The 11,524-nt window shown below is 48.0% G+C and carries 10 protein-coding genes; 4 read left to right on the top strand and 6 right to left on the bottom strand.

Annotated elements, in window-relative coordinates; translation table 11 throughout:
- The first annotated feature begins 34 nt into the window (after positions 1–34).
- Positions 35–160, top strand: a complete 126-nt coding sequence (locus AC2T0J_RS13925) for a hypothetical protein (RefSeq protein WP_489806396.1) — start codon at positions 35–37, stop codon at positions 158–160.
- A 46-nt stretch (positions 161–206) separates the two neighbouring features.
- On the opposite strand, the gene AC2T0J_RS13920 is transcribed toward AC2T0J_RS13925, so the two are convergent.
- Positions 207–1,478, bottom strand: a complete 1,272-nt coding sequence (locus tag AC2T0J_RS13920; RefSeq protein WP_489806395.1) for an NHL repeat-containing protein — start codon at positions 1,476–1,478, stop codon at positions 207–209.
- 537 nt (positions 1,479–2,015) lie between these two features.
- On the opposite strand from AC2T0J_RS13920, the gene AC2T0J_RS13915 reads away from it, so the two are divergent.
- The 3 genes from AC2T0J_RS13915 (at position 2,016) to AC2T0J_RS13905 (ending at position 7,979) form a co-directional block, all read left to right on the top strand.
- Positions 2,016–4,886 (top strand): TonB-dependent receptor, encoded by a 2,871-nt coding sequence (locus tag AC2T0J_RS13915; RefSeq protein WP_489810342.1) that lies wholly within the window; start codon positions 2,016–2,018, stop codon positions 4,884–4,886.
- Positions 4,887–5,007: 121 nt separating this feature from the next.
- The gene (locus tag AC2T0J_RS13910; RefSeq protein WP_489806394.1) at positions 5,008–6,498 is read left to right on the top strand and encodes a tryptophan halogenase family protein; all 1,491 of its coding nucleotides are present in this window, start codon (positions 5,008–5,010) and stop codon (positions 6,496–6,498) included.
- Positions 6,495–7,979: a tryptophan halogenase family protein gene (locus AC2T0J_RS13905; protein WP_489806393.1), complete on the top strand. Its 1,485-nt coding sequence runs from the start codon at positions 6,495–6,497 to the stop codon at positions 7,977–7,979. Before AC2T0J_RS13910 ends, AC2T0J_RS13905 begins: the two co-directional genes overlap by 4 nt.
- Here AC2T0J_RS13905 and AC2T0J_RS13900 read toward each other — a convergent pair whose 3' ends face one another.
- From AC2T0J_RS13900 to AC2T0J_RS13880, 5 genes are all read right to left on the bottom strand, one after another.
- Positions 7,980–8,999: a LacI family DNA-binding transcriptional regulator gene (locus AC2T0J_RS13900; RefSeq protein ID WP_489806392.1), complete on the bottom strand. Its 1,020-nt coding sequence runs from the start codon at positions 8,997–8,999 to the stop codon at positions 7,980–7,982.
- 190 nt (positions 9,000–9,189) lie between these two features.
- Positions 9,190–9,819 carry a uracil phosphoribosyltransferase gene (gene upp / locus AC2T0J_RS13895; RefSeq protein ID WP_489806391.1) on the bottom strand — a complete coding sequence of 210 codons (630 nt, stop codon included), beginning with the start codon at positions 9,817–9,819 and terminating at the stop codon, positions 9,190–9,192.
- Positions 9,820–9,910: 91 nt separating this feature from the next.
- A complete protein-coding gene (locus AC2T0J_RS13890) occupies positions 9,911–10,453 on the bottom strand; it encodes a hypothetical protein (protein WP_489806390.1) in 543 nt (180 codons plus the stop codon).
- A gap of 242 nt (positions 10,454–10,695) precedes the next feature.
- Positions 10,696–11,049, bottom strand: coding sequence for a 2Fe-2S iron-sulfur cluster-binding protein (locus AC2T0J_RS13885; RefSeq protein ID WP_489806389.1), 354 nt, complete (start codon positions 11,047–11,049; stop codon positions 10,696–10,698).
- 36 nt (positions 11,050–11,085) lie between these two features.
- The gene (locus AC2T0J_RS13880) at positions 11,086–11,505 is read right to left on the bottom strand and encodes a tautomerase family protein (RefSeq protein ID WP_489806388.1); all 420 of its coding nucleotides are present in this window, start codon (positions 11,503–11,505) and stop codon (positions 11,086–11,088) included.
- Positions 11,506–11,524: the final 19 nt, after the last annotated feature.

The following is an 11,524-nucleotide window of genomic DNA, read 5'->3' as shown; positions in this document are numbered from 1 at the left end:
ATATAGTGTCTGTAACCAATCAGGAGAAAGACACATGAGTAAACTAATCAATCAAATCAAACAACGTATCGCCGCTGAAAAACGCGAGGCTGAAACAAACTGTAACTATGCCAATAATTATTATGGCGACCAGCTTTGCAATGCCAGACAAAACCCGTAGCAGAGATAGGTTGATGAAGAACCCAGCGCCCACACTGAGCGCTGGGTTACTCAGAAAACGTTAATTTAACCACTTTAGGTTTTCGAGAGCTGGTATCCCGCCCTACCAGATAAAAATTACCCGATGCATCCTTGGCCTCTGTGCCAAAAAACAAAAAGTCATTCAGCTCCGGCATCGCATAATTTACCGTTGCCCCGGATATTTTCTCATAAATTAACCACTCAGGATCGGCACCGGGACGACGACTGACCCCCATGACAAACTGTTCACCATCAACGGTAAACAAACTGGGGATATTTGCCTCACCAGCCGGGTTAAACAGACCGTGATTTATCAGTTTTTCAGCCCCCGATTCATTTGCCTGGATCTGCAGCAGGTAGCCCTGCCCGAGTGTGAAGTACACATCACCGTTGCGCATATTCGTATATGCAATTATGCCTCTGTAACGGGTCATATCTTTGTTTTGGTAATCCGGTAGCGGATATTCAGTCACTGCATTCAGGTTTTGATCAAACTCAACAAGCATCGCCGAAGGTGCCTCGTTAATACCACTTTGCGACACTTTGGGCACATATACATGGCCTTTACCATCAACCAAAAACTGGCGTGACACATGACCAGGTACCGAACCCACTTCGGTTTTATTTACCTTCGCCGATTGCGTGTCGTACTGATACAGCACATGCCCCCAGTAACCAAGCGCATAAACATAGCGACCATCGGTGTTAACGGCAATTAACGCTTCCGGGGTGGCGAGAAGGTGTTCCCACTGTCCTGATTGGATATTTACTCGCCACAGATGACCGCCATAATCGGGTAAACGAACGTCTGTCTCGCCGGCTTCATCAAAACTGGAAAAGTAAAGGTAACCATCATGTGCGGCAACAATCTGACTGTGAATTTTGCCCTGGCTCTGGCTCGCCGGACCAATACCTTTGCGCTTGAGCTCGCTAACCACATCACCAATGACTGCTGACTGGCCAGCGGCATTAACCTTAACCAGATAAGCACTTCTCGGTTCACCATTAGACTCCGCCAGACCCACATAAATATTCCCCGCCGGATCGTTACCAACCGCTCCCCAGGACACATCGGTACGGCCGATGTCCGGTAGCCTGACGGGTTCGACTCGCGGTTTTTTGAAGTGACGCTCTGCCACTTGTTCGTAATGCCGCTTAACCGACTTTACGGGTTCAGTGTTAAGAGACGTTTGGCGCATTTCACCAACCGAGGCATCGGAGCCCGGGTCGCTACTTATCCAACCAAACACAACAATCGCAGTAACGATAAAGAAAAATACACCACCGAATAATTTCACTGTTCAAACTCCATGGCTGTCGATGCCTGACGGGTTGTCGCCCACAACAAATTCTTAAGCTAACAAACCCCGTTCAGATTGCCCAGTTAATTCACCGCGTCCTATAGCTTATTTGCTGTAGTTCACCACAAGATCTTTTCACTTTACAGCGGCGAGAAAAAATTCAACGCGTAAATTTATACTTTTGTGACTTTTGTTCTACCTTTACTAAGTGCCATTAGTTAAGCATTAGTGCTATTTGTGCATAAACATAAATGTAAAAAATATTCGCCATTAAATTATTTTCAATAATCATACTTAATCGAAAAAATCCAACTGGATAAACCACCTACAAAAAATACCACTAAGCCACGGTAAATAAAGTTAAATTAATTTTCTTAATTGATTAAGAAAATTACTTGACGGCTGACAATACTTTAACTATCGTTAACATCGATGTAACAAGATTGCACCGTTCAAACTTTAGTTAGGGCACTAAACATGAAGACTAAACACATATTTAAACCAGCGTTGTTGTCACTGGCTGTGACCTCAGCAATGTATTCAGGCCACGCGTTATCACAAGAAAATAACGGCGCCAGTGAACCTGAAGTAGAAGTAATTGCAGTAAAAGGTATTCGCGGCTCACTGATGCGTGCTCAGGCCATCAAGATGGACAACACATCAATTGTTGAAGCCATTTCTGCTGAAGACATCGGTAAATTACCTGACTCATCGATCGCAGAATCACTGGCTCGTCTGCCTGGTCTTGCCGGTGAGCGTGTCGGTGGCCGGACTTCGGGTATTTCTGTTCGTGGTTTTAAAGAAGATTTTACCGGTACATCCCTGAATGGCCGTGAGCTCATCGGTATTGGTGATAACCGCGGTGTAGAATACGACTTGTATCCTTCTGAGATCATGACCGGTGCAACCATTTATAAAACCACCGAAGCAGACCTGATGGTTCAGGGCATTGGTGGTACGGTTGACCTGCAAACGGTTCGTCCGCTTGCTGCACAGGAAACACTGACATTAACCGGTGTTTACGAGATGGGCGGCAACGACTCTGATAACCCTGAATTTGATAACACAGGTAAGCGCCTGGCGTTGTCTTTCGTTGAAAAATTTGCCGATGATACCGTGGGTATTGCCGTGGCGTTAGCCACCACTGAGTCACCACGTAACGAACGTAAGTATGGTGTGTGGGGATACAGTGCCAATGATGCTGGTCAGATTCTACCGTCGGGTCTGGATACTCAGGCAATCAGCCGTGAGCTGGATCGTGACACTATTTCAGCCGTACTCCAGTGGCGCCCAACCGATAACCTCGACATCGTAGTGGATGCGTTGGATATCGATTACTCTGACTCAGGGGTTATTCGCGGATTTATCGAACCCTTCAATGCGGATCCAGCGTCATTATCCGGCAACGGCACCAATGTTTCTGGTACTCAGGTTGGCGTAAACCCGGTTATGCGTACCGACCCGGCGCAAAAAGACGGCGAACTGCAAACCTTTGGCCTGAATGTTAAATATAACATTGATGACAACTGGTCAGTCATGCTTGATGCGGCCAACAGCCAGTCAGAAAAACGCGACCTGCGTGGTGAGTCGTACGCCGGTTTAGCCCGTAACGGTGCCATCGATACATTTGGTACCCGCCAGTTTCAAATGAGTGCTGACGGTGTGTTCCTCACTGGTAGCACTGGTCTGGAAGCATTCTCTGATCCTTCTCTGTTACAACTTACCGGCCCGCAGCAGTGGGGCGGCGGTATGGCTAACATTGCCGACCAATTTGCTACAGACGTAAACACAGTCTTTACTGACGAGGATGGCAACCCTATTCCATTCAGTTACTTAAATGCACAGGATGGTTTCTTAAACTACGCAGACTTTGAAGAAGAACTGACCACGGTTCGCGTTGAAGCAGAGGGCTATGTAGACTGGGGGATTATCAACAAGATCCAGTATGGTGTTAATTATAGCGATCGTTACAAGATGAAGGATAACAAGGGTTTCTTTGCAACCGCTTCGTCTTATCCTTATTCAGAGGCTATCCCATCAGAATACCTGTATAACGGTCTGGCCGATCTGACCTGGGCTGGCTTTGGTAAGGTAGTCGCTTACGACGGTTTCGCACCATACAACGATGGCGAATATACCCTGAACGATGCAGGCTTGCTTGAACCGGATCGTTTAGGTGACAGCTACACGGTAGACGAAGAAATCGTCACAATCTATGCCAAGTTTGATTTTGAAACCGAAATCAATGGCTTCCCTGTTATCGGTAACTTTGGTGCGCAGTATGTGGATACTACTCAGTCGTCTACAGGTTACTTAGGCATTGTCGGCTCAAACTTCGCAGTATGTGATGACGACAACAATGGCCAGGTGGATTCAGACTGTATATTAAGTGATGGCGATGAATATAGTCACTTCCTGCCAAGCCTTAACGTTAGCATTGAAGTAGACGATAACCAGTTCATTCGTGTTGCGGCAAATAAAACCATCAGCCGGGCCCGAATCGACCAAATGAAAGCCTCTGGTTTTGTGAAGTTTGACCAGAACATTGATTTAATTGCTATTCCAAATAGCCAGGCCGATGTTGAGGAATACGGTTCTCCATGGAGTAAGTTTAAGGGTAACCCATCGTTACGCCCGCTTGAAGCCAATAACTTCGACTTGTCGTTCGAGAAATACTTCGACGAAGAAGGTTACGTAGCGTTAACATTCTTCTACAAAGACTTAGTTAACTGGACAGATGACGCTCGTGAGTTAATCGACTTTACCAATGATTCAACCAACAACGGCGCCAACTACTTCATCCCTGGCTTCCATGACCGTATTATCCAGACCACCGGTCTGTATGGTCCGGCCAACGTGGCTTACGATGCAGGTGATTTAGCGACGCCTCCGGACTTTGGTTACTTTGAGTACTTCCAGGATGGTCTGAAAGGTGAAGTAAAAGGAACCGAGCTGACTGCCAATATTCCTCTGGGTAACTTTATTGGTGCACTGGAAGGTTTTGGTTTTGCAGGCTCTGCCACGATCATCGATGCAGAACTTGAAAATGGTAACCCAATTCCAGGCCAGTCTGATCAAGTGTTATCACTGACTGCGTACTATGAAATGGATGGTTTTGAGATTCGTGTAGCTGCGACTGACCGCTCTGAATTTGCAACCTACCAGCGTGGTGGTTCTAACAAGATTGAAACCGCAACCCGTGACAAGATCACTCAGGTTGATGCGCAAATCAGCTACGACTTTGAAGGCAGTGGTATTGAATATCTGGAAGGTCTGCGAGTGTCATTGCAGGGTGTTAACTTAACAGATGAGAAAGAAGAAACTATCGACGACAACGGCATTGTGACATTGCGTCGTGAGTTTGGCCCTTCTTACATGCTCAACTTCAACTATTCGTTCTATTAATTAGCAACGAAATAAAAAGCCCCGCCTTAGTGGGGCTTTTTTGTTCCAACCGGTTTGCTTTTCACTTTAACTTCACTAGAGTCAAAAGCAAACCGATGAAAACATGCTCTGAGGATGATTCATGCCTGATGCAATTAAAAAAGTAGTCATTGCCGGTGGCGGCACCGCCGGCTGGATGACCGCAGCGCTGCTCAACAAAGTACTGGGAAACAGCGTCACTATCGAACTTGTTGAGTCAGAGCAAATTGGTATTGTGGGTGTTGGCGAAGCGACCATCCCGCCAATTCAAACTTTTAACCGCTTTTTAGGGATCGATGAGAAAGCCTTTCTCAGAGAAACTCAGGGTACTATTAAACTAGCGATTAAGTTTGAAAACTGGCGGGTGCATGGTGAGAGCTACTTCCACACCTTTGGTGCGCCCGGCACTACCATGGGTTTTTGTAGTTTCCATCATTACTGGCTAAAAGCCAGAGAGGCCGGCTTAGACCACTCATTCTGGGACTTCGACCTGAATTATCTTGCCTGCCAACAGGGCAAGTTTAATAAAATAAATACCCAGAATCCGCTCTATAACATGCCCTACGCCTATCACTTCGACTCAGCGCTGTACGGGCAATTCCTGCGCCGCTTTGCAGAACAAGGTGGAGTGAAACGCAGCGAAGGCATTATTGAGCATGTTCAGCAACACTCCCAAAGCGGTTTTATCACCGGGTTACAGCTAACTGATGGACGGCAGATTGAGGGTGATTTATTCATCGACTGTACTGGGTTAAACGGTCTGCTCATCCGCAAAACGCTGGGCGTAACTTATGAAGACTGGAGTCACTGGTTGCCCGCCGATTCGGCGCAGGCCGTACCCAGTGAGCGGTTTGATAAAACCCTGCCCTATACACGCAGTATTGCTCACAGTTGCGGTTGGCAGTGGCGCATTCCACTAACTCACCGTAACGGCAATGGTATTGTCTATAGCTCGCGCTTTACCACGGATGAGCAGGCAAGCGAGACCCTGCTCGGTAACCTCGACACTAAAGCACTGGGCGAACCTCGCACTATTCGCTTTAACACCGGGCGTACTGACCAGCAGTGGTGTAAAAATGTGGTGGCTATCGGCTTATCCAGCGGCTTCCTTGAACCACTGGAGTCTACCAGTATCCACCTTATTCAGTCCGCTATTATCCGGCTGATGAAGATGTTTCCCAATCACGGCATATCTCCTGTTATGGTGAATATGTATAACGCTGAGTCAAAGGATGAGTTTGAAACCATCCGCGACTTCATTATTTTGCATTATCATGTCAATGAGCGTGATGACAGCGAGTTTTGGCTAGCCATGCGCGAAATGGCTATTCCTGACCGACTGGCGCAGAAGATTGAGGCATTTAAGGAAACCGCCGCTATTTTCAATGAACAAAATGACATTTTCCGTGATGCTTCCTGGGTTCAGGTGATGATGGGGCAAGGTCTGTTCCCCCAGGATTATCATGCAGCGGTAAACGCCATGGATGATCAAACCCTGCTTAACGCCATGCAGCAAATTCAACAGGCCAAACAGCAACCGGTAGCCAAGCTACTTGGCCATGACGAATTCATAGAGCGGTACACCAGCGCATGAGTGTCAGGCCGTTACACGTTGTCATCGCCGGCGGTGGTACGGCCGGCTGGATGACCGCCAACCTGCTGGCTAAACGCTGGTTGAATCAGCCGGTAACAATCACTTTAGTGGAGTCACCGGATATTGGCATTATTGGCGTTGGTGAAGGTTCCACGCCTACCTTAAAGCGCTTCTTCGGCGACATGGGCATTGCCGAGCAGGAGTGGATGCCAGCGTGTAACGCCACCTATAAAGTCAGTATTCGTTTTGACGGCTGGAGTCCCGGCGCAAATATTAGCAGTTATTCACACCCGTTTATCAGCCAGCTCGACACCTTTAGCGAACGTTCCTTTTATGTGAACTGCTTTCACCGCCGCTTAGGGCAGGATGTTATCACCTGCCCTGATGCATTTTTGTTTAACGGCTGGCTGGCAAAACACCAGCGCAGCCCGGTGACCCCGGCAAACTTTCCGTTTCGCATTGAATACGGCTACCATTTCGACTCGGGTCTGGTGGGTGAGTTCTTAAAACGCCATGCGCAGGGACTCGGCGTTGTGCACAAAGCGCTTAATATTACCGACATAGCCTGCCATTCCAACGGCGATATTGCCGCTTTACACAGTAAAGAAGGCGAGCGTGTTGAGGGCGACTTTTTTATCGATTGCACCGGCTTTCAATCATTGCTACTGCAAAAAACCTTAGGTGTTAAGTTTAACTCGTTTAAAGACAATCTGTTTAACGACTCTGCGGTCGTTTGCCCGACTCCGGCGCAAACCGAACTCCCCGTTGAAACCCGCGCTACGGCGCTCTCTGCCGGCTGGGCGTGGCAGATCCCACTGACAAACCGCACTGGTAATGGCTATGTATACAGCAGTGACTTTATCAGTGATGACCAAGCAGCCAGGGAGCTATGCCGACATGTAGGTGTGGATGAGGAGTCAGCAACGTTACGTAAACTGACCATGAACGTTGGGCAGGTGGAGCGCCACTGGATTAAAAACTGTCTGGCGGTTGGTCTGTCGCAGGGGTTTATTGAGCCCCTTGAAGCCACGGCGCTGCATCTGGTGCAGACCAGCGTGGAGATTTTCCTCAATCACGTTGATAAGGGGGGCTTTACAGAGACTCAGCGCAGTGCCTATAACCAGCTTATTAGTGAACGATTCGAACGGGTGCGGGATTATATTGTTGCTCACTATCGACTTAATACGCGCGCTGACAGCGAATACTGGCTGGCCAATCAAAATAACGAAAACCTGTCTGATTCACTACTGCATTTACTCAACGCCTGGTACCGCAGGGGCGACCTGGGCCAGGAAATTCAGCGGCAGCAACTCAACTCTCACTTTGGCACCACTTCATGGCACTGCTTATTGGCTGGTTACGGCGCTTTCCCGCCTCTGGACAGAGGTGTTGCCGCCACGGATCTGTTTAAACAAAACCAACTGGCAGCATTTTTTGAAGGCTGTTTGCTTAACTTTAGCCCGGCTGGATCCGGGCGTTAACTAGATGGTTTCGCCTAATTTGATTTCGTAAGGTAAAGACGAAGAGGTATTGTCGCCAGACAACAGCAGTTTTGCGGCTTCCATCCCTTTTTCCACACTCGACTGGCATACCGTAGCCATATAGGGTCGGGTCCTGGCTGCCTCTTCAATGCCGTCAAAGCCGGTAATCCGTAACTCACCGGGAATATCAATTCCCATAGTGAGCGCACACTGCAGCAATTCAAGGGCAATAATGTCACTCATGCATAGGATCACATCGGGTCGCGGGGAGCTTTGCAATACTTCCCTGGCGGCCTGAACAGCGTACATACCGGCATTTTCCGGCAGGTTCCAGATCCAGTCGGTTTCAACCCTGATGCCTGTCTCTTTTAACGCCCGGCAATAGCCATCCAGACGACGATGAGTAATGGATGACTCGGCGTCGAGCAGTGGGCTGTCATAAATGCGGCAGGTGTTGGGCGAATCAATAAGGCGCAGCCCAAGGATAGCGACCCGATCACCTGGTCTGAGCGCCGCTTTGGCAATTTCATAGCTGGCTTGTTCGTTATCGATGTTAACTGCCGGGCGGCCTTCGAGGTTAAAGTCCACCGTTACCACCGGTTTACTCTGTTGATTTAGCTGCGTTGATAAAGCGCCATTACGTGGCGCACCGTAGCAAATAAACCCATCAACAAAATCCACCACATCGGTGATATTTTCTGAATCGCCGGCATACAACAGCAGATGTTTTTGATTTTCACGTAGCACTCGCGATACCCCCTGGATAAAGGTACTAGCGACCGGATCAGTGACCATATAGTCAAGGCTGTCAGCCAGCACCAGAGCAACGATGTTCGACTGCCCCTTGCGCAGGATCTGAGCGGCACGATTAGGGCCAGTGTAGCCAATTTCTTTACAGGCTTCGAGGATTTCGGTGCGCTTATTAGCAGATAACTGATCAGGGCGATTAAATGCATTTGAAATAGTTGCTGTAGAAACACCGAGCTGCTTAGCAACATCTTTTAAAGTAAGCTTTTTCATAGAGTTATCAACAATTCCCAACCTAGTATATTGCTACGATCTTCTTAACGTATCTTAAGACGCTCTTAATTTCATTAAGTTTAAAAAAATGTTAAAAATAATTCTAGCATAAAACAAAAGGTTAAGCTTTCTAAATCGTTTAACCTTTTTATTTACGGGAAAGCCAGGTTGGTTTTGCCAGGAAATTCACTCAGCGGGTACCGAATATTTTGTCGCCGGCATCGCCCAGACCCGGCAAGATATAGCCTTTTTCATTCAGCCGGTCGTCTATGGATGCAGTGTAGATATCGACGTCGGGATGCACAGCTTCTACCGCCGCAATACCTTCTGGTGCTGCCACCAAAAACAGCCCCATGATTTTTTTGCAGCCTTTCTGTTTAAGCAGGTCGATAGTGGCAATCAGTGTACCGCCAGTTGCCAGCATGGGATCAACAATTAACGCAGTGCGCTTGTCGATATTTTTAACCACTTTGTCAAAATAGGCCACAGGTTGCAGAGTTTCTTCATCGCGGTATAACCCGACTACGCTGATCTTGGCATTGGGAATGAGGTTCAGCACGCCGTCGAGCATACCCAGCCCAGCCCGAAGTATAGGCACTACGGTAATTTTTTTGCCTTTGATACTTTTGACTTTAAGGCTTTCACCGGTCCAGCCTTTAATGTCTACCAGCTCGACCGGCAGATGGCGTGTGGCCTCGTAGGTTAACAGGTTGCCTACTTCGCCTGCCAGTTCCCGAAAATCCTTACTGCTGATGGAAGCTTCGCGCATCAGGCCAATTTTATGTTGAATAAGTGGGTGGGTGATTTCATGAATAGCCATAACGAACATGCCTGTGTGAAAACAATAGATAGGGCTATGTTACGACAAAACACTCACAAATTGTGAGTGCTTTGAACGCTAAATAAATAGTTTACTGAATCGATTCCACGACCTGACTACTGTGACGGCTGAACATATCGCGCACCTTCGACACTGACTGGCCGCTTTTCAGATTTACTACCACCGCATAGTGTTTTGCCTTAACCGCTTTTCTGACCACCTCGATAATCTGCGTGCGATCGGGTCGCAAGCTCAGCAATCCGGCCAAAAACAGTCCAATAAAAATGCCGGGCGAAATTACCCCAATGTAGGTGGCCAGCGGATTCTGCTGCGTAAGGGCAGGACCAATATTAACCAGCAAATAGGCGGTAAATAATCCTACCACCAGCCCTGCTGCGCCGAGCAGTAAATGGGAATACCACATCATCTTACCCAGTACCTTACTGTCACCCTCCAACTTGCGGTTAAAGTCACTGTCATCAGGTTCAATCAGCGTTACCTGCTGCGCCCCCACATCGGTGCCGCGCACCACTTGTTCAATCGCTTTCTTAGCGTTGAGTTTCGAATCGAAAACCGATGCAACCTGTACCTGATCCGCATCCACTAATTTTGTACGATAGTTTTGATCAGACATACTGTACCCCGTCTTTTATTCTTACCTTTACTAAAGACGATACAATCTTTGCGCCAGGTTATAAGTTACTGTTTTAGATTAAGTAAAGTAATAGCTTTATAAAAGACCGTATAATGAGTGTGCAATTATGGCAGGCACCCTGAAATATTTTCAGCAAAAAAAACAGGGCGCGAACGCCCTGTCAAAAAAGTGTTGATAATGTCCAAATTATCCGCACCTCGTGCTCTTTTTCCCGGAGGAAGCTATTCCCCACTTTCACTGGTTGCTAGCAGAAAGGTTTCCGCTTTGACACATTTGCGCTCAAACTGGCGCTGACATTTACCCGTCACCCGCAGAGTAATGTCCGACAGCGGAAACACTTTACACGCCAACACCACGCCCGCCGCCTGCTCTTCTTCACTAATATGACAGCGACTCATCTTTTTTGCCGTATACTGGCCGGTCTCAATCTGAATTTTACAGATCCCGCAGCCGCCGCCGCGACAGCCCACCGGGATCCCTTTGCGTCCAAGGCGCGCCATACCGTCCAACAACGACTCATTGGCACGACAAGAATAACTTTCCTGGGTGTTTATAATGTCGATCGTATAGGTCATAGTGCTCTCCCCTGCCCCGGCGCGATTTACTGTTGATTATGCGCCGGCTTGCGCTCTGGCTTCGATTTCGGCTTTACGTATTTCCGACGCCAGGCTGCCAGCGATGCTCCAGTTCTCCGGCTCTACGATGTAGCAATTGCCACGAATATCAGCCTTATCGACCCTGAGCGTAGTTGCCAGCATGTTGGTAAACTGCTCAGCAATGCTCTGGCGCTGCTCAAGGGTGCGTCCTTTCATCACAATAAACTCAAAGAAAGGCGCATTGTTGCCACCTTTGCTTACGAGTTTACCACCCACGCCAATCAAGTTAGGCGCGTGCAGATCGATAAAGACACGAATACGATCAACCGGGCTATCCAGCACCTGGGCATAAATTTGCGTGGCTTGCTCGATGACTGACTCAATCTGCGCATCACTGATATCTTTATCAGCAAGGTGAAATTTAACGATTGGCATAACACTACTCCCGACAAAC

The sequence above is a fragment of the Alteromonas sp. ISO5 genome (assembly GCF_058105165.1).
This window is presented reverse-complemented; position numbering and strand designations above follow the sequence as displayed.

What these genes read in the sequence shown, in the direction of transcription:
- AC2T0J_RS13925 (WP_489806396.1), top strand. Translation starts at nt 35, where the DNA reads ATGAGTAAACTAATCAATCAAATCAAACAACGTATCGCCGCTGAAAAA.
- AC2T0J_RS13905 (WP_489806393.1), top strand. Translation starts at nt 6,495, where the DNA reads ATGAGTGTCAGGCCGTTACACGTTGTCATCGCCGGCGGTGGTACGGCC.
- AC2T0J_RS13915 (WP_489810342.1), top strand. Translation starts at nt 2,016, where the DNA reads ATGTATTCAGGCCACGCGTTATCACAAGAAAATAACGGCGCCAGTGAA.
- AC2T0J_RS13885 (WP_489806389.1), bottom strand. Translation starts at nt 11,049, where the DNA reads ATGACCTATACGATCGACATTATAAACACCCAGGAAAGTTATTCTTGT.
- AC2T0J_RS13890 (WP_489806390.1), bottom strand. Translation starts at nt 10,453, where the DNA reads ATGTCTGATCAAAACTATCGTACAAAATTAGTGGATGCGGATCAGGTA.
- AC2T0J_RS13900 (WP_489806392.1), bottom strand. Translation starts at nt 8,999, where the DNA reads ATGAAAAAGCTTACTTTAAAAGATGTTGCTAAGCAGCTCGGTGTTTCT.
- upp (WP_489806391.1), bottom strand. Translation starts at nt 9,819, where the DNA reads ATGGCTATTCATGAAATCACCCACCCACTTATTCAACATAAAATTGGC.
- AC2T0J_RS13880 (WP_489806388.1), bottom strand. Translation starts at nt 11,505, where the DNA reads ATGCCAATCGTTAAATTTCACCTTGCTGATAAAGATATCAGTGATGCG.
- AC2T0J_RS13910 (WP_489806394.1), top strand. Translation starts at nt 5,008, where the DNA reads ATGCCTGATGCAATTAAAAAAGTAGTCATTGCCGGTGGCGGCACCGCC.